Consider the following 24,511-nt stretch of genomic DNA (forward strand, 5'->3'; position numbering starts at 1 on the left):
AGGAGCCCGGGAGCGGCGATCTGGAGAGCGGCGCCACCATGCGGTTCTCCTCCGTCGCACTGAAGCGGGAGATCGCGGAACGCGCCGCCGCCGCCGAGGCGGAGGCCAAGCTGTGGCAGCCGGGCGGGGCCGCCGCGGAGAGCACGGCTCCCGAAGAGGCCGAGGGTGACGGCGACGAGGTCACGGACGTGGCCGCGTCTCCCGAGGCCGATGCCGAGGGTGAGGAGGTCGAGTCCGGCGAAGGCAACGACGGCGGCGCCGAGTTCGGCTCGGCCGACACGTCCGGCTCGGCCGACACGTACGACGTGGCCGACGTGTCCGACGTTGCCGAACTCCCGGAGCCCTCCGATGCCCCGGCGGAAGCCGAGGACGACTCCTCCGAGGAGGAGGTCGCGGAGCCCGCGGCGGCCACGCCCGAGGACGACGGCGTGCCGGAGGAGGACGAGGCAGCTCCGGCGGCGGACGACGCAGCTCCGGCGGAAGCCGAGGCAGAAACCGAGACCGGGGCCGAGCCCGCCGACATGGTGGTCGAGGACGCGGTGCCCGAGCGTGCCGAGCCCTCCGACGCCGTGCCCGCGGACGCGCCTTCCGAGACCGCTGATCCCGAGGCCGGCGAGCCCCAGGACGCGGCTCCTGAGAGCGCCGAGCCCCAGGACGCCGTCCCGAGCGCGGCCGACGTCCCGCAGGACGCGCCGCCCGTCTGGACTCCCCCGCCGGCGCCGCAGGGCGGGCTCCCGCCGTTGCCGCCGTCGTACCAGCCCGCCGCGCCCGCTCCCGCCGCCCACTGGCCCGCACAGACGCAGCCGCCGCAGCAGCCCCCGCAGGCGGCTCCCCCGGTACCCGCGGCGCAGCAGCCCGCGGGCGCCGGCCAGAGCGGTCCGTCCGTGCCGCCGCAGCAACAGCCGCCGCAGCAGCCGCACTTCCAGCCCCAGGCCCCGCAGCCGGCGCCCGCGGCGTGGAACCAGCCGCCCGCCCCCGCGCCCAACCCGCAGGGTGGCTACGGCTTCCCGCAGCCCGGCGAAGCCCCGCCCCCCGCGCCGAACGCGCAGGGCGGCTACGGCTTCCCGCAGCCCGGCGAAGCCCCGCCCCCCGCGCCGAACGCGCAGGGCGGTTACGGCTTCCCGAACCCGGGCGCCCCCGCGCCCACTGCTCCGCCGACCCCCAACTCCCCAGCACAGCACGGCGGTTACGGCTTCCCGCAGCCCCCGGCACCGCAGGCGCAACCTCAGCCCGGCCTCCCCCCGCAGCCGCCGCAGCCTCATGCACCGGCGCATGGACAGGCCCCCCAGCCCGCTCCGCCCGCCCCCGGCGGATACGGCTTCCCGCAGCAGCCCCCGGCCCACCCCGGCGCCGCCCCGCAGGGACAGCCCCAGCCGAACCAGCAGGCCCCGCAGGCACCGCAGCAGCCGCAAGCCCCGCAGGCACCGCAGCAGCCGCAGACCCCGCAGCAGCCCGTGGACCCGCGGGCCGGGGCCGCCTGGCCGCAGCCCATGCAGCACGACCAGCGGCAGGTGACCAACCCCGGTGCCGCACCGCTGGGTTACACCGCCGCCGTGGAGCTGTCCTCGGACCGGCTGATCAACAAGAAGCAGAAGGCGAAGAGCGGGCGGCCCGCGGCCGCGCCGAGCCGGTTCAAGATCGGCGGGAAGAAGGAGGAGGCCGAGCGGAACCGCAAGCTCGAGCTGATCCGGACGCCCGTGCTGTCCTGCTACCGGATCGCGGTCATCAGCCTCAAGGGCGGTGTCGGCAAGACCACGACCACCACCGCGCTCGGCTCCACGCTCGCCACGGAGCGGCAGGACAAGATCCTCGCGATCGACGCCAACCCGGACGCCGGCACGCTCGGGCGCCGGGTGCGCCGCGAGACCGGGGCGACGATCCGTGACCTCGTCCAGGCGATCCCGTACCTCAACTCGTACATGGACATCCGCCGGTTCACCTCGCAGGCGCCGTCCGGCCTCGAGATCATCGCCAACGACGTCGACCCGGCCGTCTCCACGACGTTCAACGACGAGGACTACCGGCGCGCGATCGACGTGCTCGGCAAGCAGTATCCGGTCATCCTCACCGACTCGGGCACGGGCCTGCTCTACAGCGCCATGCGCGGTGTGCTCGACCTCGCCGACCAGCTCATCATCATCTCGACGCCGTCCGTGGACGGTGCGAGCAGCGCCTCTACGACGCTGGACTGGCTGTCCGCGCACGGGTACGCCGACCTGGTGTCGAGGTCCCTCACCGTCATCTCCGGCGTACGCGAGACCGGCAAGATGATCAAGGTTGAGGACATCGTCGGCCACTTCGAGACGCGCTGCCGCGGTGTCGTGGTCGTGCCCTTCGACGAGCACCTCGCCGCCGGTGCCGAGGTCGACCTCGACATGATGCGGCCCAAGGTGCGGGAGGCGTACTTCAACCTCGCGGCGATGGTCGCCGAGGACTTCGTACGGCACCAGCAGATGCACGGCCTGTGGACGAGCGACGGCAACCCGCCGCCGGTCGCCGCCCCGCCGATGCCGGGCCAGCAGTACGCCCCCGGTCAGCCGGTTCCCGGGCAGCAGGCCCCGGGTCAGCCGGGGCCGTACCCCCAGGCACCCCAGCCGCCCCAGCCCGGCCCGCAGCCGTACCCGCAACCGGGCGGGCAGCCCTACCCGCAGCAGCCGGGACAGCCGGGACAGCCCTACGCCCAGCCGGGACAGCCGCCGGTCCAGCAGCCGCCCGCCCAGCCCGGGCAGGCGTACCCGCCGCAGCCGGGAGCTCCCGAGCAGCCCGGCTACGGCTACCCGCAGGCCCCTCCCCCGCCGCAGCAGTAGCCCGTGAAACACGAAAGGGCGGCCGGTGCCCACGGGCACCGGCCGCCCTTTCGTCGTCGTAGAAGGAACTACTCCGCGGCCGCCACCAGTTCGCGGCACCGCTTCACGTCCTCGCCCATCTGCTCGAGCAGGGCCTCCAGCGATTCGAACTTCGCCTGTCCGCGCACGAAGGCGAGGAAGTCGACGGCCACGTGCAGGCCGTAGAGGTCAAGGCCGACGCGGTCGATGGCATACGCCTCCACCGTGCGCTCGGTGCCGTCGAACTGCGGGTTGGTGCCGACGGAGATCGCGGCCGGCATCGACTCGCCCTGGGCGTGCAGCCAGCCGGCGTAGACGCCGTCGGCGGGGATGGCGGTGTGGGGCAGCGTCTCGACGTTGGCCGTCGGGAAGCCCAGTTCACGGCCGCGCTGGGCGCCTCGCACCACCACGCCCTCCACACGGTGCGGACGGCCCAGGATCTCCGCCGCGCCCTCGACGTCGCCCCCGGCGACCAGGCGCCGGGTCAGGGTGGAGGAGAAGGGTTCGCCGCCGCCCGCCTCGCCGCTGACGTACAGGTCTACGACCTCGACGTCGAAGTCGTAGACCTTGCCCTGCTCGACGAGGAACTCGACGTTGCCCGCGGCCTTGTGGCCGAAGCGGAAGTTGGGGCCCTCGACGACCGCCTTGGCGTGCAGCTTGTCGACCAGGACCTTGACCACGAAGTCGGCCGGCGACAGCTTCGAGAACTCGGTGGTGAAGGGGAGGATGAGCACCGCGTCCACACCCAGCCCGGCCATCAGCTCGGCGCGGCGGTGGTGCGGGGCGAGCAGCGGCGGGTGGCTGCCGGGGCGGACGACCTCGCTGGGATGGGGGTCGAAGGTGACGACCACGGAGGGAACGCCCAGCTCGCGCGCGCGGTCCACGGCATGCCGGATGATCAGCTGGTGACCGCGGTGGACTCCGTCGTAGGAGCCGATGGTGACGACGCTGCGCCCCCAGTCCTCGGGGATGTCCTCCATGCCACGCCAGCGCTGCACTGTGACCGCTCCTCGAACCCGTATCCGTATCTTTCGACCTCTTACGCAGGTCTAAGGGTGCCATGCCGGGCGCGGACCGCCCTCATCGGCATGGTGGCTGTGACCCGACGCACGCGGGAGCACGGCTCAGGCGGGCACGCGTACGCCCGAAAGGTTCTCGATCGTCCGGCGGGTACTGGGGCCGACCACCGCAGCCCATGCCTGGGGGGCGTCGGCCAGCCAGCCGGCCATGCGGGCGGCGAAGCCGGGGACGTGCCGGCCCAGGTCGACCAGTCCGCGGTCGAAGCGGGTCGCGCCGTCCGGGGTCCGGACCAGGAGGAGGCCGGTGCGGTGCACCAGGTCGCGCACGTCGTCCCCGGAGCGCCGTCCCGTGGCGTGCAGCAGGGCGTCCAGGACGGCGGGGGCCTCCTCGCGGGCCAGGAGGAAGTCGAGGAGCTCGCGGCGCAGCAGGCGGGAGGCGGGCGCGCCGGGGGCTGCGACGACGGCGGCGAGCGCGGCCCGCACCTCTTCCGGGCCGCCGTCGAGGAGCCCGGTGACCAGGGGCAGGAGCACGGCCCGGGCGGGCGGCCCCTGGTCGAGCCGCCGGTCTACGTAGGCGGCGACGTCCGCGGCGGTCTCCGGGTGCTCCCGCACCGCCTCGCGCACCAGGACGGCGACCCTTCGCGCGAGCGAGGGCGTGGTGACGTCGGCGAGCGTGCGCAGCGCCCGCCCGGCGCCCGGCCTGCGCAGCCGCTCGCGGAAGGCGTCGAGGACCGGCTCCGGGTGCGTGGCCAGCGCGGGGACCAGTGCGCTCGGCGGGAAGCGCGGGTCGTCGGCCGCGAAGTGCCGCAGCGCCCGCGGGAGATGGCGGGCACGCGTGCGTGGATCGCGTACGAGGAGCGCGAGCGCGCCGCCGTGCAGCGTGCAGTCGGCGGGGCGCGCGAGCAGGGCGAGGGCGGCGTACCGCAGCAGTTCGCGGTCGGCCTCGATGCGGACGTGCGGCGCGGCGCACAGGCCGTACGACACCGCCGCCACCCGCCGCGCGGGCCGCTCGTCGTGGGCCCACCGGTCGACGGCCCGGCACACCGCGGAGGGCTCGTCCTCCGCCAGCACGGCGAGCAGTTCGTCGGCCCGCCGGTGCGCGCTCTCGACGAGCACCTCGGTCAGTTCGTCCAGGGCGAGATGCCGATGCGTGTGCAGCAGCGCCTGCGCCGCCTCGGCGACGGTCGCGTGCGGCGTCGCGGGGAGCGGCCGGTCGTCGTCGAACCACTGGGTGAGGAGCGACTGTACGGCGGTGGGGTCCGCGGCGAGGAGGTGTGAGACGGCGTCCAGGAAACGGGGGCCGGTCTCCTGCGGGGGGCCGTCGGCCAGGAGGAGACCGCGGAGCAGGTCGAGGCGGCCGGCCTGCGGAAGGGCCAGGGCGGTCCAGAAGCCCGGGCCGAAGGCGGCCAGGGCGTCGGGGACGGCACGTGAATCGCCTTCGGGTTCCGGGGAGTTCGGGCCGTCCTGCCCGCGCGCCGCCACCAGCCGCTCCACGAGCAGGCCCAGGACCTCCTCGTAGGGCGTGGCGTCCGGTACGCGCAGCAGGGTCTCCGTGAGGAGGCGGGCGGCCCACCAGGACCGCGGGTCCGCGTCCAGGGCGAGTGCCAACTCCCGCAGCCGGTCGGCGAGTCGGTGGGGTCCGTGCTGCCGGGCGAGCAGGAGCAGGGCCTGCACGACGGGGCCGATGCGGTGGTGCGGGACGGAGAGGAGGCGGTCGCCGTCCGGGGTGCGGCGGTGGACCAGCGCCTTGAGGGCCTCGTCGAGGTCGAGGTGCATGCCCTGGATCCAGTCGGCGAGCTCCTCGTGGGCGAAGCGGTAGCCGCTGCCCGCGGGGACCAGGAGTCCCTCGGTGAGGACGGCGGACGCCCAGCCGGTGCCGCCGCCCAGCCGCGCGGGCGCCTGGCCCCAAGGGAACACCGCCTCGAACGTCTCCCGGTCCAGCTCTCCCTGCCCGGGGCCGAGGCTGCGGCGGGCGGCCTCGTGGACCTGTCCGGCGACCTTCGCGGCGAGACGCCGTACGGCGGTGCCGCGCAGGCCGTTCTCGGCGGCCAGCCGCACGGCGACGCGCAGGCACATCAGGTCGAGGTGCGCGGAGAGGACGTCGTCGCGGTCCACGCGCGCGTGGGAGGCGTCGGGGAGGGCGGCGCGGACCTCCGAGAGCAGCCGCAGGGTGAGGGGGTGGCAGGCGTCGGAGTCCGCCAGGGCGCCCTCGGGGATGCCGTACCGCGCGTGGGCCGTGCGTGCCTCGTCCGCCCGCAGGTCGCCGAGGCGCACGCACGACGGCAGCCCTCCGAAGGCGGCTCCTCCGTACAGCGACTCCTCCGGGAACTCCGCTCCGGCCCGCTCCCAGTACTCCGCCCGGCACGCCACCACGAGCCGCGCCCCGGTCTCCCCCAGCCAGCTCGCGGTCCCCTGCGTCCACTCCCGCAGGCCGTGGGCCAGCACGGGCGGCATCTCCTCGGGGCCGTCCAGGAGGAGCAGCAGCGGACGGCCCGCGGCCCGGGCGACCTCCGCCAGGCGCTCCGGAGTGAGGTCGCCGGGCTCTCCGGCCGGCCCGGACGACGCGACGATGCGGGCGGCGCGGGTCAGCGCCCGGCGGGCCGCGTCCGCGACCGAGGTGTCGTCGTCCTTCAGGTCGGCGCCGCGCAGCCACAGGGTGGGGGCCGGTGCGGCGCCGCGGGCGCGCCGGGCGGCGAGGGACGCGAGTTCCGTCGTACGGCCGCTGCCCGGTGCCCCGACGAGGCCGAGGACGGCGGCCGGGCCGCGCTCGAACGCGGCGAACTCCCGTGCCGTCACGTCCCGTTCGACCGGCTCGACCGCGTCGCCCGCCCGTCCGGCGTGCGTCGCCAGTGCTCCCGGAGGTCCGTCCTGGCCCACCGATGTGGCCGTCAGCTCCAGTACGCCCGCCAGGTTGAGGTCGGCCCCGTAGGCGGGCACCGTCGCCGCGTTCCGGGCGAGCAGGTCGGCGAGTGGGCCGCCGGGTGCGGCGAGGGTCCCCTCGTCCGGGCGAAGCGGGGAGTGGGGGCGGAGCGGGACGGCGAACCCGACGTCGCGGTGGCCGGAGTGGAGCGCGGTGCCGAGGACGCCCACCACGGCGCCGGTCCCGGCGTCCAGCACCGGTCCTCCGGCCGCCCCGCCGCCCAGCCGCAGCGCGTCGCGGCCGTCCGTGCCGATCGCCAGCTCCATGGCCTCGTCGAGGAGGTGGAACCGGTCCGTCGCCGCATAGGTCACGGAGGTCGCGTGGAGCACCCGTGCCTCGCGCCAGCATCCGGCGGCGATCCGCACGTACGTGCCCGACTCGACCCGGTCCCGCACCGTGACCGGCAGCGGGTCCACGTCCAGGCCCTCGGTGCGTACGAGGGCCAGGTCCAGGGCGGGCAGCGGGGTCACCGCGTCCGCGGTCACCAGGCAGGTGCGGTCGCCGGAGGCGTGCAGGACCAGCCGGGCGAGACCGTCGACGGCCTCGTGGCTGGTGATCACGGTGCCGTGGTGGTCGGCGACGAAGCCGGTGCCGCGGGGGCGGCCGGCCAGGTCGCGGATGCGGACCACGGCGGCGTCCAGGACCGGAGGGTCCACGGCACGCGCGCGTCCGGTCCGCACGTCGTCCGTCTGCCGGTGTCCGCCCCCGGTCGTCCGCGGGCCCCGTCCCGCCATGGCCGAACCTCCCCGCCGTACACCTGTGCCCACACTTCGACGGTAGGCGCGTGGTGATCAGCGGGACAGATCGCAGTGCGAACGCGCCCCCTTCCGCTCCCTCGGTTCACTCCGAGCGCCTGCCCGCACGGGTGAACAGGCGGGGGCGGGTGGATACACCCTAGGGGTGGGGGAACCGAGGGGGGACCGTGGAGCGGCGGCGCAACCCCGTGTTCGCCGCTCCACGGACACACGGCCCCGGTGCCCCTCGCGATGCCTCAGCCGAAGACGGCCAGGCTCTTCGCCTTGCCCTTCTGTTCCTCGACGAGCGCGAGCAGGCTCCCGTCGGGGTCGAAGACGGCCACGGGGCCGCCGCCCGCGTACACCTCGGGCATCTCGAGCCGTACGCCGTTGGTGAGCAACCGGGCCCTGCGGGCGTCGACGTCCCAGCGCGGGAACGCGGCGGCGGCCGCCTCGGCGATCGGCAGCACGGCCAGCTCCTGCTGGAGCTGCTCCAGCGTCCGGGCGGCGTCCAGCTTGTACGGGCCGACGCGGGTGCGGCGCAGCGCGGTGAGGTGGCCGCCGACGCCCAGGCCGGCGCCCAGGTCCCGGGCCAGGGCCCGGATGTAGGTGCCGGAGGAGCAGACGACGGAGACCACGAGGTCCAGCACCGGGGTGCCGTCCTCGGCGACGGCGTCCCGCATGTCGTACACCTCGAAGGACGAGACGGTGACCGGCCTGGCCGGGATCTCGAACTCCTCGCCCTCCCGGGCCCGCTTGTAGGAGCGCACGCCGTCGATCTTGATGGCGCTCACCTTCGACGGCACCTGCATGATGGCGCCGGTCAGCTTGGCGATCCCGGCGTCGACGGCCTCGCGGGTGACCTTCGAGGCGTCGTGCGACCCCGTGATCTCGCCCTCTGCGTCGTCCGTGACCGTCGTCTGCCCGAGACGGATCGTGCCCAGGTACTCCTTCTCGGTCAGCGCGAGGTGACCGAGCAGCTTGGTGGCCCGCTCGACGCCGAGCACGAGCACGCCCGTCGCCATGGGGTCGAGGGTGCCGGCGTGCCCGACGCGGCGGGTGCGGGCGATGCCGCGCATCTTGGCGACCACGTCGTGCGAGGTGAAGCCCGAGGGCTTGTCGACGACGACAAGCCCGTCGGGCGTCCGGATCTGCTGGGTCATTCGGTGGCGTCGTCCTCGTCCTCGCCCGGCTTCCTGTACGGGTCCGCGTCGCCCGCGTAGGTGGCGCCGGCCGAGACCTCGCGCACCTGCTCGTCGGACATCCGGGCCTTGTCGAGGAGGTCCTCGATGGTCTTGGCGGTGTCCGGCAGGGCGTCGGCCACGAAGGTCAGCGTCGGCGTGAACTTCACGCCCGCCGCCGCACCGACCGCGGAGCGCAGAACGCCCTTGGCGCTCTCCAGGCCGGCGGCCGCCGCCGCCCGCTCCTCGTCGTCCCCGTACACCGTGTAGAAGACGGTCGCCTCCCTCAGGTCCCCGGTGACCCGGGTGTCCGTGATGGTGACGTTCGAGCCGAGCCGCGGGTCCTTGATCCCGCGCAGCAGCTTCTGGGCCACCACCTCTCGGATGAGGTCCGCCAGCCTCTTGGCGCGCGCGTTGTCGGCCACTGGTCCGTCTCCTTAAGTGCTTTCTTCTTGCTTCAGTCTTCGTCGCTGTGGAGCCTGCGTCGAACCGAGAGCAGTTCCACCTCGGGCCGCCCGGCGACCAGCCGCTCGCAGCGGTCCAGTACGTCGGTGAGGTGCTCCCATTCCCCCGAGACCACCGCGAGCCCGATCTCGGTTCTGCGGTGGAGGTGCTGATGGCCCGTCTCCGCCACGCTCACCGCGTACTTCCGCTGGAGCTCGGCCACGATCGGACGGACGAGAGAGCGTTTCTCCTTGAGCGAGTGGACGTCGCCGAGGAGCAGGTCGAAGGACAGTGTCCCCACATACATGTGTGTACCCGGATGTCCCGCCGGTTCGGGGTATGGGCGCCGCTCCGACGCCGATACCGGAACCGTACACGCAACGGCCGGGGCCGATCGACGGAAATTCGCTCCCGCCGACCGGCCCCGATCGCGTGCTGGATCAGACGCGCGGCTTCTCCCGCATCTCGTACGTCGCGATGACGTCGTCGACCTTGATGTCGTTGAAGTTGCCGAGGTTGATACCGCCCTCGAACCCTTCGCGAATCTCGGTGACGTCGTCCTTGAAGCGACGCAGACCCTCGATGTTGAGGTTCTCCGCGATGACCTTGCCGTCGCGGACGAGGCGCGCCTTGGTGTTGCGCTTGACCTCGCCGGAGCGGATGAGAACACCCGCGATGTTGCCCAGCTTGGACGACTTGAAGACCTCGCGGATCTCCGCCGTACCGAGCTCGACCTCCTCGAACTCCGGCTTCAGCATGCCCTTCAGGGCCGCCTCGATCTCCTCGATCGCCTGGTAGATGACCGAGTAGTACCGGACGTCCACACCCTCGCGCTCGGCCATCTGCGCCGCGCGGCCGGCCGCGCGGACGTTGAAGCCGATCACGATGGCGTCGGAGCCCATCGCCAGGTCGATGTCCGACTCCGTGACCGCACCGACGCCGCGGTGCAGGACGCGGATGTCGACCTCTTCGCCGACGTCCAGCTGGAGCAGGGACGACTCGAGTGCCTCGACGGAACCGGAAGCGTCACCCTTGATGATGAGGTTGAGCTGCTGGACCTCGCCGGCCTTGAGCACCTTGTCCAGGTCCTCGAGGGAGACACGGCGCGTGCGCTTGGCGAACGCGGCGTTGCGCTCACGGGCGGCACGCTTCTCGGCGATCTGACGGGCCGTACGGTCCTCGTCCACCACCAGGAAGTTGTCGCCCGCACCCGGGACGTTGGTCAGGCCCAGGACCTGGACCGGCGTCGACGGGCCGGCCTCGGCGACGTTGTTGCCGTTGTCGTCGAGCATGGCGCGCACACGGCCGTAGGCGTCGCCCACGACCATCGTGTCGCCGACCCGCAGCGTGCCTCGCTGGACGAGGACCGTCGACACGGCACCGCGGCCGCGGTCGAGGCGGGACTCGATCGAGATGCCCTGCGCGTCCTGGTTCGGGTTGGCCCGCAGGTCGAGCGAGGCGTCCGCGGTGAGGACCACGGCCTCCAGCAGCGAGTCGATGTGCAGACCCTGCTTGGCGGAGATGTCGACGAACATGGTGTCGCCGCCGTACTCCTCGGCCACCAGGCCGTACTCGGTCAGCTGACCGCGCACCTTGGTCGGGTCGGCACCCTCGACGTCGATCTTGTTGACCGCGACGACGATCGGGACGTCGGCCGCCTTGGCGTGGTTGAGCGCCTCGACCGTCTGCGGCATGACGCCGTCGTTGGCCGCGACGACCAGGATCGCGATGTCGGTCGACTTCGCACCACGGGCACGCATGGCGGTGAACGCCTCGTGACCCGGGGTGTCGATGAAGGTGATCTTGCGCTCTTCGTCGTTGACCTCGGTCGCGACCTGGTAGGCACCGATGTGCTGGGTGATGCCGCCGGCCTCGCCCGCGATGACGTTCGTCTTGCGGATGGCGTCGAGCAGTCGGGTCTTACCGTGGTCGACGTGACCCATGACGGTCACGACCGGCGGACGGACGACCAGGTCCTCTTCGCCGCCCTCGTCCTCGCCGAACTCGATGTCGAAGGACTCGAGCAGCTCGCGGTCCTCCTCCTCGGGGCTGACGATCTGAACCGTGTAGTTCATCTCGTCGGCGAGAAGCTGCAGCGTCTCGTCGGAGACGGACTGCGTGGCCGTGACCATCTCGCCGAGGTTCATCATGACCGCGACGAGCGACGCCGGGTTGGCGTTGATCTTCTCCGCGAAGTCGGTGAGGGAGGCACCGCGCGACAGGCGAATGGACTCGCCGTTGCCGCGAGGCAGCATCACGCCGCCGACCGACGGGGCCTGCATGGCCTCGTACTCCTGGCGCCTCTGCCGCTTCGACTTGCGGCCACGGCGCGCGGGACCGCCGGGACGGCCGAAGGCGCCCTGCGTGCCACCACGACCGCCCGGACCACCGGGACGACCGCCGAAGCCGGGACGGCCACCGCCGCCACCGGGACCGCCGGGACGACCGGCGAAGCCGCCGCCGCCACCGCCGCCACCGGGACGACCGGCGAAGCCGCCGCCACCGCCGCCGCCACCGGGACGACCGGCGAAGCCGCCGCCGCCCGGACGACCGCCGCCGCCACCACCGGGACGACCGCCGCCGCCGGGACCGCGGCCACCGGGGCCACCGCCGCCGGGACGCGGGCCGGCAGCAGGACGCTGCGGCATCATGCCGGGGTTGGGACGCGGGCCGCCGGGGCCGCCGCCGGGACGGGGACCGCCGCCCTGCGGGCGAGGCATGCCGCCCGGGGTCGGACGCGAGCCGCCCGGAGCCTGCGGACGGGGACCGCCCGCGGCACCCTGCGGACGCGGGCCCTGACCGGCGCCCTGCGGACGCGGAGCGCCACCGGGGGCACCCGGGCCGCCGGGACGCGGGGCACCGCCCGGACGGGGCGCCTGCGGGCGCGCCATGCCGGTGGAGCCGCCGGAGGTGAAGGGGTTGTTGCCCGGACGGGGACCGGCCGGACGGGCGCCGGGCCGCTGGCCCTGGCCGCCGGGACGTCCACCGCCGGAACGCTCGCCGCCACGGCCCTGGCCACCCTGGCCGGAACCGGCCGGACGGGCGCCGGGACGCGGAGCCTGGCCGCCCGGACGCGGAGCGCCGGGACGGGCACCGGCGGCCGGAGCACCGGCAGCCGGGGCGGCTGGAGCCGCCGGAGGTGCCGTGAACTCGGGCGCGGCCGGAGCCGGGGACGCCGGGGCGGGCCGCGGCGCGGGCTTCGGGCCCGGAGTGGGACGGGGGCCGGGAGCAGCCGGCGCGGCGGAGGCCGCGGGCTTCTCGTCGGCGGCCGGCTTGGGGGCCGGCGGGCGCGGGGCAGCCGGACGGGCGGCCTGCGCGGAAGAGGGGGCTGCCGGCCTCGCCGGGGCAGCCTTGCGGGCGGAGGCGGGCTTGCCGCCTCCGTTGCCCTGCTGGAGGGCGTCCGTCAGCTTACGGACTACGGGCGCTTCGATGGTCGAAGACGCCGAACGGACGAATTCACCGAGTTCTTGGAGCTTGGCCATGACGACCTTGCTCTCCACCCCGAACTCCTTGGCGAGTTCGTATACCCGGACCTTAGCCACTTCGCTCCTTTTAGGTCCGGGTGCGTCCGGACCGTCGCTACTTCATGGGCGTACTCATCGCGTGCTCATCGAGTGCTCATCGCAATCTCGACCTACTTCCAACTCGCGGGGTACCAGGGCCGCACGGGGTTCCGTACGACGCTTCTTACGGTGTCGGCTGCTCGACGTAGAGGCGCAACGCCTTGGTGTCGAGCGCTCCCGGGGCGCGCAGCGCCCGCGTGAACGCCCGGCGACGTACCGCCAGGTCGAGACAGACCACGGCGGGGTGCACGTAAGCACCCCGGCCGGGCAGCGTACCGCGATGATCGGGGACGCATTCACCCTCGACCGCCACAGTGCGCAGCAGATCCTTCTTGGCCGCTCGCTGCCTGCACCCCACACAGGTGCGTTCAGGGCATGCGCGGGCGCGCGTCCGGCCAGACACTCCTAAGTCTACCTCCCCGGAGCGACCTCACCCCTTTGGGGCAAGAATCGAACACTTCCGCGCATACAACTGTCGTGATCTGAGCCATACGCGGCTCGGATCTATTCCCCGCGCTGCTCCCCGTGCTGCTCCGCGGGCTGCTCGGTGTCGGGGCGGATGTCGATCCGCCAGCCGGTGAGCCGGGCCGCAAGCCGGGCATTCTGCCCTTCCTTGCCGATCGCCAGCGACAGCTGGTAGTCCGGCACCGTCACGCGCGCGGAGCGGGCGGCGAGGTCGACGACCTCGACCTTGGAGACCCGCGCCGGCGACAGCGCGTTCGCCACCATCTCGGCCGGGTCGTCGGACCAGTCGACGATGTCGATCTTCTCGCCGTTCAGCTCGCCCATCACGTTGCGCACCCGGCCGCCCATGGGGCCGATGCAGGCGCCCTTGGCGTTCAGGCCCGAACGGGTGGAGCGGACGGCGATCTTGGTGCGGTGGCCGGCCTCACGGGCGATCGCGGCGATCTCCACGGAGCCGTCGGCGATCTCCGGCACCTCCAGGGCGAAGAGCTTCTTCACCAGGCTGGGGTGGGTGCGAGAGAGGGTGACGGACGGGCCGCGGACCCCCTTCGCCACTCGTACGACGTACGAGCGCAGCCGCATCCCGTGCGCATACGTCTCGCCCGGCACCTGCTCCTGCACCGGCAGGATGGCCTCGAGGCGGCCGATGTCCACCAGCACGTTCTTTGGGTCGCGGCCCTGCTGGACCACGCCGGTGACGATGTCGCCCTCGCGGCCGGCGTACTCGCCGAGCGTCGCGTCGTCCTCGGCGTCGCGCAGCCGCTGCAGGATGACCTGCTTGGCGGTGGTGGCGGCGATACGGCCGAAGCCGGACGGGGTGTCGTCGAACTCGCGGGCCTCCTGGCCCTCTTCGAGGTCCTCGGGGTCCTCCTTCGCCCACACGGTCACATGTCCGGTCTCCCGGTTGAGCTCCACGCGCGCGTGTCGGCGGCTTCCCTCGGTGCGGTGATAGGCGATGAGGAGGGCCGACTCGATCGCCTCGACCAGCAGGTCGAAGGAGATCTCCTTCTCCCGTACCAAGCCCCGCAGGGCACTCATGTCGATGTCCACGGCTACGCCTCCTCTTCCTTCTGGTTGGGCTTCTCGTTGTCCTTGCGGCTGAACTCGACCTGCACGCGCGCCCTGCCGATATCGGAGAAGACGAGTCTGCGGCTGGTGGCCTTGCGGCCCTTGACCCCGGGCACCTCCAGGTCGAGGCCCTCGTCGTCGACCTTCAGGATTCTGGCCACCAGCTCGTCACCCTCGGCCAGTTGGAACTTCACCAGGCGGTCCAGGGCACGCACGTAGTGCCGGTGCTCCGTGAGGAGACGCTCCGCGCCGGGGGTTCCGACCTCGAGGGTGTACTCGCCGGCGCCCATCGCGTCCGTCTCGTCGAGCTTCGCCGAGAGCTCACGGCTCACATCGGCGATCTGGTCCAGGTCGGCACCCGTGTCCGAGTCGACGACCACGCGCAGCACCCGCTTCCGTCCGACGGAGTCCACTGCGATCTCTTCGAGATCCAGCCCCTGGGAGGTGACGAGCGGTTCCAGGAGCTCTCGCAGCCTCTCGCTCTGGGTGGTGCTCATCCGGGTGACTCCTCGGCCGCGTGTGCTGTTGTGGGAAGGTCGCGTGTCTGGTCAAAGGGTATCCGGTCGCAGAGGGTGTTGCGTCCTGCCTCCGGCGGTGGGGCCACGGCGCCGTCCGGCCCGGGGGGCCGCTCTGCTCGGGCGAGTGCGGGTCGTGTGTGGTTGATCGCGCAGTTCCCCGCGCCCCTCGAGGCGGGCTGTCGAGCCGGTGATATGACGTGGGCCACTTCGCGGGTAACGTGATCAACGGCGGTTCCCGCCCATGTGTTCGTACGCACCCCCCGAGGACGTCAGCCGTGTCGTACCCCCCACCCTTGCGGGTCCCCTCGGGGCCTCGCCGAAGAGCCCTGCTCGTCTCCGCCGCCGGGGCCGCCCTGCTGGCGGGATGTACCGGCGGCCGGGAGTCCGAGGAGAGTGCCGCCGGGAGCCAGTCGGTGACCCGCAAGGCGCGGGCGCTGGCGGCGCGTGAGAGTGCGGGGATGGTCGGGCGGTACGACGCCGTGATCGCCACGCATCCGCAGGTGGCCGAGCGGCTGGGGCCGTTGCGGGCCGAGGTCGTGCGGCATACGGAGGCGTTCGGGGGGACGTCCGCGAAGGGGAGCACGGGGACGGCGTCGCCGTCGGCGTCCGGCGCGGTCTCACCCACCCCGGCCACCGAGAAGGACGCCCTGGCCGAGCTCGCCGCCGCCGAACGGGCCCTGTCCGACCGGCGCATGGCGGCGCTCCTGGACGTGCCGGGCGAGCTGGCGCGGCTGCTGGCCTCGGTGGCGGCGGCCGGAGCGGCGCACGCGTACCTGCTGACGGAGGATGCCGGATGAGCGGCGGGACGGACGAGAAGGAGCTCAAGGCCCTGCAGGCGGCGCTGGCCGCCGAGCATGCGGCCGTGTACGGCTACGGCGTCGTCGGCGGGCGGATCCGCGAGGGACGGCGTGCCGAGGCGCGGTCGGCGTACGACGCGCACCGGGCCCGGCGGGACGCGCTGACCCGCCGGGTCCGGGACCTGGGCGGCACCCCGGTGGCCGCGGCGCCCGCGTACGCGCTGCCGTTCCCGGTGCCGGACTCGGGCGCGGCCCTGCGGTTCGCCGGCGAGCTGGAGGAGCGGGTGGCCGCGGTGTACTCCGACCTCGTGCGGGCAACCGGGGGCGAGCAGCGGCGTTCGGCCGCCGAGGCGCTGCGGGAGGCGGCGGTGCGGGCGGTGCGCTGGAGCGGCGAGAGCGTAGCCTTCCCTGGGCTCGCCGAGCGGGCGACCACGGCCTCGCCCTCGTCGGCGCCCACGGCGTAACGCGTACTGGAAGGGAACGACTCGCGCATGGCTTTCGAACCGCCGCAGCGTCTGGTCAGGGCGCTCGGCGAGACGGCACCCGACGGCGACGACTGGCTGGAGAAGCTGCCCGAAGTGGCGCAACAGGCCGTCGCGCTACGCGAGTTGACCGTGGAGCGGGTGCAGGTGCCCGGTGGGCGCAGCAGCCTGGTCCTGCTGGTGCGCAGGCCGGGCGGCACCCCCGCGGTGCTCAAGCTGGCACCGCCCCGGGCCCGGCCGGAGAGCGAGCGGGGCGCTCTCGCGCACTGGGGCGGGACGGGTGCGGTGCAGCTGCTCGACGAGCCCCCGTTGGAGGGTGTGCTGCTGCTGGAGCGGCTGAACCCGGACGTGTCCGTGCGGTCGCTGCCCGAGGCGAAGGCGTTGCTGGAGGCGGCGGGGACGCTGCGGCGGTTGTGGGTCGAGCCGCCTGCCGCCCACTCCTTCGAGACCGTCGCCGAACGGACGGGGCGGCAGGCCGGAGCGATGCGGGCGACCGCGTCCGGCTTCGGCGACGTGGCGGCGCTGGTGGACGCGGCGCTGGCCGCGCGCGAGTCGCTGCTGGCGGCGCCGCCCGAGCACCGGCTGCTGCACGGGACGTTCCGGCAGAGCAAGGTGCTGGCCGCGGAGCGGATGCCGTGGCTGGCGGTCGGGCCCGATCCGGTCGTCGGTGAGTGTGCCTTCGACCTGGCGCGGCTGGTGCGGGACCGGGTGGAGGACCTGATCGCCTCGCCGTCGGGGGCGTCGATCATCAGGCGGCGGGTGAAGCGGCTCGCGGAATCGCTGGACGTGGATCAGGAGCGGTTGCGGCGGTGGACGCTGTTCCGGGCCGTGGAGTCCGGTGTACGGGCGCTCCGGGTGGGGCGGTCGAAGGACGCGGAGCTGCTGCTGGAGTTCGCCGGCTGGCTCTAGGCCGGGGGTCGCTGCGGGTTTTGGGTGCGCCCCCGCCGCGCAGGCCGCCCGGGCCGCCACCTGAGCGGACTCAGGTGGCGGTGCACGGGCCCGGAGAGCTTCCTGAGGAGGTTCCTCAAGCGGTCAGGCGGGCGATCGCCTCGTCCACCGTCAGCTCCTCGCGCTCACCGGTCCTGCGGTCCTTGAGCTCCAGCACCCCGTCGGCGGCGCGGCGGCCCGCGACCAGGATCTTCGGTACGCCGATCAGCTCGGAGTCGGTGAACTTCACGCCCGGGGAGACCCCGGCCCGGTCGTCGACCAGGACGCGCAGCCCGGCCGCCCGCAGTTTCTCGGAGACCTCGAGGGCCAGCTCGGTCTGCAGGGCCTTGCCCGCGGCGACCACGTGCACGTCGGCCGGCGCGACCTCGGCCGGCCAGCACAGGCCCTGCTCGTCGGCGGTCTGCTCGGCGAGGGCCGCGACCGCGCGGGAGACGCCGATGCCGTAGGAGCCCATGGTGACGCGGACCGGCTTGCCGTTCTGGCCGAGGACGTCGAGCTTGAGGGCGTCGGCGTACTTGCGGCCGAGCTGGAAGATGTGGCCGATCTCGATGGCGCGGTCCAGCCTGAGGCCGGTGCCGCACTTCGGGCAGGGGTCGCCGTCCTGGACGACCACGACGTCGACGTACTCGCCGACCTCGAAGTCCCGCCCGGCCACGACGTTCTTGGCGTGCACGCCCGGCTTGTTGGCGCCGGTGGTCCAGGCGGTCCCGGGGGCCACGCGCGGGTCGGCGATGTACTTCACCTTCTCGCCCAGGCCCTGCGGGCCGACGTAGCCGCGGACCAGGTCCGGGCGGCCCGCGAAGTCGGCCTCGGTCACCATCTCCACGAGCGCCGGGGCGAAGTGCGCCTCGACCTTGCCCATGTCGACCTCGCGGTCGCCCGGGACACCGACGGCGACGATCTCGCCGTCGACCTTCACCAGGAGGTTCTTCAGCGTGGCGGAGGCCGGGACACCGAGGAACGCGGCGAGCGTCTCGATGGTCGGGGTGTCCGGGGTGTCGAGCTCCTCGACGGCCGGCACACCGGAGCCGTCCACCGGCTTCAGCTCGTACGTGATCGCCTCGGTGTTGGCCGCGAAGTCGCAGTTCGGGCAGTCGGCGAAGGTGTCCTCGCCGGCCTCGGCCGGGGCGAGGAACTCCTCCGACTTGGAGCCGCCCATGGCGCCCGCGGTCGCGGCACAGATGCGGTAGTCGAGGCCGAGGCGCTCGAAGATCCGCTGGTAGGCCTCGCGGTGCAGGGCGTAGGAGCGGGCGAGCCCCTCGTCCTCGGTGTCGAAGGAGTACGAGTCCTTCATCAGGAACTCGCGGCCGCGCAGGATGCCGGCCCGCGGACGGGCCTCGTCACGGTACTTGTGCTGGATCTGGTAGAGGACGACCGGCAGGTCCTTGTACGAGGACGCCTGGTCCTTCACCAGGAGGGTGAAGATCTCCTCGTGGGTCGGTCCGAGGAGGTAGTCGCCGCCCTTGCGGTCCTTGAGGCGGAACAGCTCGGGGCCGTACTCCTGCCAGCGGCCGGTCGCCTCGTACGGCTCCCGCGGCAGCAGGGCGGGGAGCAGCACTTCCTGGGCGCCGATCGCGTCCATCTCCTCGCGGACGATGCGCTCGACGTTGGCGAGGACCTTCTTGCCGAGCGGCAGCCAGCTCCAGATCCCGGCCGCGGTACGGCGGACGTAGCCGGCCCGGACGAGCAGTTTGTGGCTGAGGACCTCGGCGTCCGCCGGGTCGTCACGCAACGTCTTGGCCATCAACTGGGACATGCGCTGGACCGGTGCGTTCGCCATGGTTCTCGTACTCCTGCTGCGTCTAGGTGATGGCAGGAGGTTAGCCGGGGGGCCGCATCCGGTGGAAATCGGTTAACGGTGGCGCAGCGGCAGCGGGGCGCCCATCACCGCGTACGGCTTCGGGGCGCTCGGGAAGAGGACCTGGCGGGCGAGGTCCTCGTAACCGAGGGAGTGGTAGAGGCCGCGGGCCGGGCTGTCCACGTCGATCGCCGAGAGGATCGAGCGGGGCTCGGCGGCGCCGTCGGTGATGGTCGTGATCAGACTGCGGCCGATGCCGCGGTTCTGGTGGCCCGGGTGGACGTGCAGTTCGGTGATCACGAACGAGTCGTCGAGCCAGCTCTCGTGGCCCTGCGCGCGCACGTACGGCTCCACGACGGTGGACCACCAGTGCGTGCGGTCGTTCGGCATGCCGTAGACGAAGCCGACCAGGCGGTCCTCGATGGTGGCGCCGAGAGCGCGGGCCCCCGGATACGTCATGTGCCGCAGGACGATCTGCCGGCGTACGGCGACCTCGTCGGCGCCCAGTCCGAAGGCCAGGGCCTGCACGGCGAGCGCCTCGTCGACCCGGGCGGACAGATCGAGGGGGCCGATCACGACGTCGTCGGGCCGGCGGTGTCCGTGGCCGGGAAAGCGCAGCATGCCGGGGAGACTACAGGGCTCGTACGAGGGTCAGAACAGCACTGTGAGGTGCGGCTAGAACAGAACACTCATGAACGCGCCGACCTCCTGGAAGCCCACCCGCCGGTACGCCCTGCGCGCCGGGGTGTTGAAGTCGTTGACGTAGAGGCTGGCGATCGGGGCCACGTCGGCGAGCGCGTAGCGGAGCACGGCCGCCATGCCGGGGGCGGCGACTCCCTGCCCACGGTACTCGGGCGCCACCCACACGCCCTGGATCTGGCAGGCGTGGGCGGTGGCCGCGCCGATCTCGGCCTTGAAGACGACCTTGCCGTGCTCGTCGAGGCGCGCGAACGAGCGGCCGGAGCCGACGAGTTCGGCGACCCGCGCCTGGTACAGCAGCCCGCCGTCCCCGGCCAGCGGCGAGACGCCGACCTCCTCGGTGAACATCGCCACGCACGCCGGCATGATCGTCTCCACCTCGTCCTTGCGGATGCGGCGGACGTACGGATCCGGGGCGATGCCGTCGGGCATGCGGTCGGTGACCATGAGGGGCTGCTGGGCGCGGACCTCGCGGGCCGGGCCCCAGCCGGGTTCCAGCAGGCTCCACAGCTGGGCGGTGGGCTCGACGGGCCCGACGATCGACGAGCAGCGGCGGCCGGCCCTGCGGGCGCGGTCGGCGAAGGCGCGCACGGCGCGCGGAGTGGCGCAGATCGGGACGAGGTTGGCGCCCGCGTAGCAGAGGGAGGTCAGCATGCCCTCCTCGTAGAAGCCCCACATCTCGCCGCCGAGGCGCCACGGGTCGAGGCCCGCGACCTGGACCCGTGACGTCACGAAGGCGTTCGCGACAGGCTCACGATCGAGGATGGCGAGCGCGGAGTCCAGGTCGCTCGGTTCGAGCACCCGGGAGGTGGTCTGGGTCAACACTCGGGGGGCCTCACGCTGCGGGTTCTGCTGATCTCCGCACTGTACCTGCGGAAGCTTTGCAGCGCCGCCCCCGTCCGTCGTCAAGTGGGGCTTGGCTGTTGTGGCCGTCCGGGGGCTGCGCCCCCGGGCCCCCGCTTCGGCCTGGACGGCCTCGTCCTCAAGCGCCGGACGGGCCGAGATCGCCGACCGGCGCTGCGAAACGTTTCGGTCAGCCCGCCACCGAGACCGACGGCTCTCCGGACTCCGTGCCCTCCGCCTGCATCTGCTCGGCGATCTTCATCGCTTCCTCGATGAGGGTCTCGACGATCTTGGACTCGGGGACGGTCTTGATGACCTCGCCCTTGACGAAGATCTGGCCCTTGCCGTTGCCGGAGGCGACGCCGAGGTCGGCCTCGCGGGCCTCGCCCGGGCCGTTCACCACGCAGCCCATGACGGCGACGCGCAGCGGGACCTCCATGCCGGTCAGGCCCGCCGTGACCTCCTCGGCCAGCTTGTAGACGTCGACCTGGGCGCGGCCGCAGGACGGGCAGGAGACGATCTCCAGGCCGCGCTGCCTGAGGTTCAGGGACTCCAGGATCTGGTTGCCGACCTTGACCTCCTCGACCGGCGGGGCCGACAGGGAGACGCGGATGGTGTCGCCGATGCCCTGGGAGAGGAGGGCGCCGAAGGCGACTGCCGACTTGATGGTGCCCTGGAAGGCGGGGCCGGCCTCCGTCACGCCGAGGTGCAGCGGGTAGTCGCACTGGGCGGCGAGCTGCTTGTACGCCTCGATCATCACGACCGGGTCGTTGTGCTTGACCGAGATCTTGATGTCGCGGAAGTCGTGCTCCTCGAAGAGGGACGCCTCCCACAGGGCGCTCTCGACGAGGGCCTCGGGGGTCGCCTTGCCGTACTTCTGGAGCAGGCGGCGGTCGAGGGAGCCGGCGTTCACGCCGATGCGGATCGGGGTGCCGTGGTCCTTGGCCGCCCGCGCGATCTCCTTGACCTTGTCGTCGAACTGCTTGATGTTGCCGGGGTTCACGCGGACCGCGGCGCAGCCCGCCTCGATCGCGGCGAACACGTACTTCGGCTGGAAGTGGATGTCGGCGATGACCGGGATCTGCGACTTCTTGGCGATGGTCGCGAGCACGTCCGCGTCGTCCTGCGTAGGACAGGCGACCCGCACGATCTGGCAGCCGGAGGCGGTGAGCTCGGCGATCTGCTGGAGCGTCGCGCCGACGTCGGACGTACGGGTCGTGGTCATCGACTGCACGGACACGGGGGCGTCCCCGCCCACGGCCACGGATCCGACCTGGATCTGCCGGCTCTTGCGCCGCTCGGCGATCTTGGTCGGAACGGACGGCATGCCGAGAGAAATCGCAGTCATCTGCTGTGCAACCCCAAGTCGTGGATCAAGGTCCGGTCCCGTCAGCAGCGGGCTCCAGACTTTGAGATTACGGCACGTGCGCAGGCCCGGGCACATCGCAGCCTCAAACCCACTCAATGGGAGGGCGGCCCGGAACAAAGCGTTCCAGGCCGCCCCGAACACCACATGACTAGGTGATTTTCACCGGGTTGACGACGTCAGCGACCAGCACGAGGAGCGTGAAGCAGACGAACACCCCCGCCACCACGTACGCCACCGGCATGAGCTTCGCCACGTCGAACGGGCCCGGGTCCGGGCGGCGCAGGACTCGGGCGAGGTTGCGGCGCAGGGACTCCCAGAGGGCGCCGGCGATGTGGCCGCCGTCGAGAGGGAGGAGGGGGAGCATGTTGAACAGGAACAGCGAGAGGTTGAAGCCGGCGATCAGCATCAGGGCCGTGGCCAGCTGCTGCGTGGGCGGGATGTCGAGGGTGAAGATCTCACCGCCGACGCGGGCCGCGCCGACCACACCCATCGGGGAGTCCGGCTGGCGGGGGGCGCCGTCGAAGGCCGCGTTCCACAGGGCCGGGATCTTGCCGGGCAGGGCCGCGAGGGAGTCGACGGCCTCGCCGATCCGGTCGCCCATCCAGGTCACGGACTCGCCGAAGTCCTGGCGGACCACACCGTTGGCCGCGCTGAAGCCGAGGAAGCCCGCGGTGACGAACTTGCCGGGGACCACCTGGCCGCTGGAGTCCTTCTTGGCGACCTGGTTGCTGGCGATCTTCGCGTGCAGCGTGACGTCCTGGCCCTTGCGGTCGACGACGATCGCCACGTCCTTGCCCGGGGTGGCGCGGATGAGGTCGGAGAGCTTGTTCCAGTCGTGCGTCCGCACCCCGTTGAAGGAGACGATCTTGTCGCCGGCCCTGAGGCCCGCAGCCGCGGCCGGGGACGCCGGGTCGCCCTTCTTGCAGGCGTCGCGGTTCTGGCTCTGGGCGATGACGCACTTCGAGACCGAGCTGACCGTGGTGGTCTGCTGGGCGATGCCGAAGCCCATCAGGACCGTGAGGAACAGCGCCACGGCCAGGATGAGGTTCATGAAGGGTCCCGCGAACATCACGATGACCCGCTTCCAGGGCGAGCGCTTGTAGAAGAGCCGGGACTCGTCCCCGGGCTGGAGCTCCTCGAAGGCCGCCGAGCGGGCGTCCTCGATCATGCCGCGCCAGGGGGACGTGGAGCGCGCGGTGATCCGGCCGTCGTCGCCGGGCGGGAACATGCCGATCATGCGGATGTAGCCGCCGAACGGGATGGCCTTGAAGCCGTACTCGGTGTCGCCCTTCTTCCGTGACCAGATGGTCGGGCCGAAGCCCACCATGTACTGCGGCACACGGATGCCGAAGAGCTTGGCGGTGGACAGGTGCCCCAGCTCGTGCCACGCGATCGAGACCAGCAGGCCGACCACGAAGATCACTATGCCGAGGACCATCATCAGGGATGTCATGCACGCGCCTCCGCGGTGGCCGAAGCCGTCTGCGCCGTCAGTTCCCGGGCCCGGGCCCGTGCCCAGGTCTCCGCTTCGAGGACGTCCGGCACGGTGAGTGAAGTTCCCGTGGGCGGGGTGCCGTGTTCCTCGACCACTCTGGTCACGGTCTCCATGATCCCGTTGAAGGGCAGCGCTCCGCTGCGGAACGCCTCCACGCACTCCTCATTGGCCGCATTGAACACCGCCGGGGCGGTGCCCGCGAGTTCACCCACGTGCCGGGCGAGGTTCACCGACGGGAAGGCGTCGTTGTCCAGCGGGAAGAACTCCCACGTCGACGCCTTGCTCCAGTCGAAGGCCGGGGCCGCGTCGGGGATCCGCTCGGGCCAGCCGAGGCCGATGGCGATCGGCCCGCGCATGTCGGGGGGCGTCGCCTGGGCGATCGTCGATCCGTCCGTGAACTCAATCATCGAGTGGACATACGACTGGGGATGCACGACCACCTCAATGCGGCTGAAGGGAATGTCGTAGAGGAGGTGCGCCTCGATCACTTCCAGCCCCTTGTTCACCAGGGTCGCCGAGTTGATCGTGATCACCGGGCCCATGGCCCAGGTGGGGTGCGCGAGCGCGTCCTCGACGGTGACGTTCGCCAGCTGCTCCTTCGTACGGCCGCGGAAGGGGCCGCCGGAGGCCGTCACGACGATCTTCCGTACGTCCGCGCGCGTGCCGGCCGCCAGCGCCTGGAACAGGGCCGCGTGCTCGGAGTCGACCGGGATGATCTGCCCGGGCTTGGCGAGCGCCTTGACGAGCGGGCCGCCGACGATGAGCGATTCCTTGTTGGCGAGCGCGAGGGTGCGGCCCGCCTCCAGGGCAGCGAGGGTCGGGGCGAGGCCGATGGAGCCGGTGATGCCGTTGAGGACGGTGTGACAGTCGGAGCCTGCAAGCTGACTGGCCGCCTCCGTGCCGGCGAGGATCTCCGGCAGCGGCTCCCCCGCGCCGTACCGCGCGGCGAGCGCCTCGCGCAGCTCGGGCACCGCGTCCTCGCGGGCGACCGCCACGGTCCGCACCCGCAGCCGGTGCGCCTGCTCCGCGAGGAGGGCGACCCGGCCGCCGTTGGCCGAGAGCCCGGTGACCCGGAAGCGGTCGGGATTGCGCAGTACGAGGTCGATGGCCTGGGTGCCGATCGACCCGGTGGAGCCGAGGATCACCACGTCCTTCGGGCCGCTGCCCCCCACGGGGTCGTAGACGAGGTGCGGGTCGGCGAGTGGGGCTGGACTGTCGCTCATCCCTCCATTGTCGCCGAGGCGCGCCGCCAGGAGGACAGTGCGTCGCTCGGTTGGGTGGCTTGTCGGGCTCCGCCGGGTTGCGGCGGGATCTCCCCTTGTGTGGACGGCATGAAGATCATG

Annotated in this window: 19 protein-coding genes; 4 read left to right on the forward strand and 15 right to left on the reverse strand. The window is 72.7% G+C overall.

The genetic code is table 11. The features are described from left to right. Positions 1-38: 38 nt before the first annotated feature. On the forward strand, positions 39-2,807 hold the full coding sequence (locus ACIBN2_RS42780) for a MinD/ParA family protein (protein WP_399143220.1): 2,769 nt from the start codon (positions 39-41) through the stop codon (positions 2,805-2,807). 68 nt (positions 2,808-2,875) lie between these two features. On the opposite strand, the gene ACIBN2_RS42785 is transcribed toward ACIBN2_RS42780, so the two are convergent. The 9 genes from ACIBN2_RS42785 to rimP all read right to left on the reverse strand — a co-directional run bounded on the left by ACIBN2_RS42785 (position 2,876) and on the right by rimP (position 14,716). Then, positions 2,876-3,823, reverse strand: coding sequence for a bifunctional riboflavin kinase/FAD synthetase (locus tag ACIBN2_RS42785; RefSeq protein ID WP_399143059.1), 948 nt, complete (start codon positions 3,821-3,823; stop codon positions 2,876-2,878). A gap of 126 nt (positions 3,824-3,949) precedes the next feature. Next, positions 3,950-7,498: a trypsin-like peptidase domain-containing protein gene (locus ACIBN2_RS42790; RefSeq protein ID WP_399143061.1), complete on the reverse strand. Its 3,549-nt coding sequence runs from the start codon at positions 7,496-7,498 to the stop codon at positions 3,950-3,952. A 257-nt stretch (positions 7,499-7,755) separates the two neighbouring features. Then, positions 7,756-8,661, reverse strand: coding sequence for a tRNA pseudouridine(55) synthase TruB (gene truB, locus ACIBN2_RS42795; RefSeq protein WP_399143062.1), 906 nt, complete (start codon positions 8,659-8,661; stop codon positions 7,756-7,758). Beyond that, on the reverse strand, positions 8,658-9,104 hold the full coding sequence (gene rbfA / locus ACIBN2_RS42800) for a 30S ribosome-binding factor RbfA (protein WP_399143063.1): 447 nt from the start codon (positions 9,102-9,104) through the stop codon (positions 8,658-8,660). The genes truB and rbfA overlap by 4 nt, the downstream gene beginning before the upstream one ends. A 32-nt stretch (positions 9,105-9,136) precedes the next feature. After that, positions 9,137-9,430, reverse strand: coding sequence for a DUF503 domain-containing protein (locus tag ACIBN2_RS42805; protein WP_399143065.1), 294 nt, complete (start codon positions 9,428-9,430; stop codon positions 9,137-9,139). A 133-nt stretch (positions 9,431-9,563) separates the two neighbouring features. After that, positions 9,564-12,665: a translation initiation factor IF-2 gene (gene infB, locus ACIBN2_RS42810; RefSeq protein ID WP_399143067.1), complete on the reverse strand. Its 3,102-nt coding sequence runs from the start codon at positions 12,663-12,665 to the stop codon at positions 9,564-9,566. Between the two features lie 145 nt (positions 12,666-12,810). After that, a complete protein-coding gene (locus tag ACIBN2_RS42815) occupies positions 12,811-13,089 on the reverse strand; it encodes a YlxR family protein (protein WP_399143069.1) in 279 nt (92 codons plus the stop codon). Positions 13,090-13,190: 101 nt separating this feature from the next. After that, a complete protein-coding gene (nusA, locus tag ACIBN2_RS42820) occupies positions 13,191-14,201 on the reverse strand; it encodes a transcription termination factor NusA (RefSeq protein ID WP_399143071.1) in 1,011 nt (336 codons plus the stop codon). Positions 14,202-14,203: 2 nt separating this feature from the next. Further along, positions 14,204-14,716 carry a ribosome maturation factor RimP gene (gene rimP / locus ACIBN2_RS42825; RefSeq protein ID WP_399143073.1) on the reverse strand — a complete coding sequence of 171 codons (513 nt, stop codon included), beginning with the start codon at positions 14,714-14,716 and terminating at the stop codon, positions 14,204-14,206. A gap of 296 nt (positions 14,717-15,012) precedes the next feature. Here rimP and ACIBN2_RS42830 point away from each other — a divergent pair, with 296 nt between their 5' ends. The 3 genes from ACIBN2_RS42830 to ACIBN2_RS42840 are packed head-to-tail and all read left to right on the forward strand — an operon-like array spanning position 15,013 to position 16,925. Beyond that, entirely contained in the window at positions 15,013-15,534 is a 522-nt protein-coding gene (locus ACIBN2_RS42830; protein ID WP_399143075.1) for a hypothetical protein, read from the forward strand. Beyond that, on the forward strand, positions 15,531-15,998 hold the full coding sequence (locus tag ACIBN2_RS42835) for a ferritin-like domain-containing protein (RefSeq protein ID WP_399143077.1): 468 nt from the start codon (positions 15,531-15,533) through the stop codon (positions 15,996-15,998). Before ACIBN2_RS42830 ends, ACIBN2_RS42835 begins: the two co-directional genes overlap by 4 nt. Before the next feature lie 27 nt (positions 15,999-16,025). Then, the gene (locus ACIBN2_RS42840; RefSeq protein ID WP_399143079.1) at positions 16,026-16,925 is read left to right on the forward strand and encodes an aminoglycoside phosphotransferase family protein; all 900 of its coding nucleotides are present in this window, start codon (positions 16,026-16,028) and stop codon (positions 16,923-16,925) included. 115 nt (positions 16,926-17,040) lie between these two features. Here the strand turns inward: ACIBN2_RS42840 and ACIBN2_RS42845 are convergent, their stop codons facing one another. From ACIBN2_RS42845 to dxr, 6 genes are all read right to left on the reverse strand, one after another. Beyond that, complete coding sequence (locus ACIBN2_RS42845; protein ID WP_399143081.1) at positions 17,041-18,744, reverse strand: proline--tRNA ligase; 1,704 nt, start codon at positions 18,742-18,744, stop codon at positions 17,041-17,043. Between the two features lie 72 nt (positions 18,745-18,816). After that, positions 18,817-19,383: a GNAT family N-acetyltransferase gene (locus ACIBN2_RS42850; protein WP_399143082.1), complete on the reverse strand. Its 567-nt coding sequence runs from the start codon at positions 19,381-19,383 to the stop codon at positions 18,817-18,819. Between the two features lie 54 nt (positions 19,384-19,437). Next, positions 19,438-20,286 (reverse strand): GNAT family N-acetyltransferase, encoded by an 849-nt coding sequence (locus ACIBN2_RS42855; RefSeq protein WP_399143084.1) that lies wholly within the window; start codon positions 20,284-20,286, stop codon positions 19,438-19,440. A 208-nt stretch (positions 20,287-20,494) separates the two neighbouring features. Next, the gene (gene ispG, locus ACIBN2_RS42860; protein ID WP_399143085.1) at positions 20,495-21,652 is read right to left on the reverse strand and encodes a flavodoxin-dependent (E)-4-hydroxy-3-methylbut-2-enyl-diphosphate synthase; all 1,158 of its coding nucleotides are present in this window, start codon (positions 21,650-21,652) and stop codon (positions 20,495-20,497) included. 169 nt (positions 21,653-21,821) lie between these two features. Then, positions 21,822-23,114: a M50 family metallopeptidase gene (locus tag ACIBN2_RS42865; RefSeq protein ID WP_399143222.1), complete on the reverse strand. Its 1,293-nt coding sequence runs from the start codon at positions 23,112-23,114 to the stop codon at positions 21,822-21,824. A gap of 8 nt (positions 23,115-23,122) precedes the next feature. Beyond that, entirely contained in the window at positions 23,123-24,391 is a 1,269-nt protein-coding gene (gene dxr, locus ACIBN2_RS42870; protein WP_399143087.1) for a 1-deoxy-D-xylulose-5-phosphate reductoisomerase, read from the reverse strand. Between the last annotated feature and the right edge of the window lie 120 nt (positions 24,392-24,511).

Source organism: Streptomyces sp. NPDC050534 (assembly GCF_044457745.1).
Lineage (GTDB): Bacteria > Actinomycetota > Actinomycetes > Streptomycetales > Streptomycetaceae > Streptomyces.

What these genes read in the sequence shown, in the direction of transcription:
- ACIBN2_RS42780 (WP_399143220.1), top strand. Translation starts at nt 39, where the DNA reads ATGCGGTTCTCCTCCGTCGCACTGAAGCGGGAGATCGCGGAACGCGCC.
- ACIBN2_RS42790 (WP_399143061.1), bottom strand. Translation starts at nt 7,498, where the DNA reads ATGGCGGGACGGGGCCCGCGGACGACCGGGGGCGGACACCGGCAGACG.
- truB (WP_399143062.1), bottom strand. Translation starts at nt 8,661, where the DNA reads ATGACCCAGCAGATCCGGACGCCCGACGGGCTTGTCGTCGTCGACAAG.
- ACIBN2_RS42805 (WP_399143065.1), bottom strand. Translation starts at nt 9,430, where the DNA reads ATGTATGTGGGGACACTGTCCTTCGACCTGCTCCTCGGCGACGTCCAC.
- rimP (WP_399143073.1), bottom strand. Translation starts at nt 14,716, where the DNA reads ATGAGCACCACCCAGAGCGAGAGGCTGCGAGAGCTCCTGGAACCGCTC.
- ACIBN2_RS42835 (WP_399143077.1), top strand. Translation starts at nt 15,531, where the DNA reads ATGAGCGGCGGGACGGACGAGAAGGAGCTCAAGGCCCTGCAGGCGGCG.
- ACIBN2_RS42840 (WP_399143079.1), top strand. Translation starts at nt 16,026, where the DNA reads ATGGCTTTCGAACCGCCGCAGCGTCTGGTCAGGGCGCTCGGCGAGACG.
- ACIBN2_RS42845 (WP_399143081.1), bottom strand. Translation starts at nt 18,744, where the DNA reads ATGGCGAACGCACCGGTCCAGCGCATGTCCCAGTTGATGGCCAAGACG.
- ACIBN2_RS42850 (WP_399143082.1), bottom strand. Translation starts at nt 19,383, where the DNA reads ATGCTGCGCTTTCCCGGCCACGGACACCGCCGGCCCGACGACGTCGTG.
- ispG (WP_399143085.1), bottom strand. Translation starts at nt 21,652, where the DNA reads ATGACTGCGATTTCTCTCGGCATGCCGTCCGTTCCGACCAAGATCGCC.
- ACIBN2_RS42865 (WP_399143222.1), bottom strand. Translation starts at nt 23,114, where the DNA reads ATGATGGTCCTCGGCATAGTGATCTTCGTGGTCGGCCTGCTGGTCTCG.
- dxr (WP_399143087.1), bottom strand. Translation starts at nt 24,391, where the DNA reads ATGAGCGACAGTCCAGCCCCACTCGCCGACCCGCACCTCGTCTACGAC.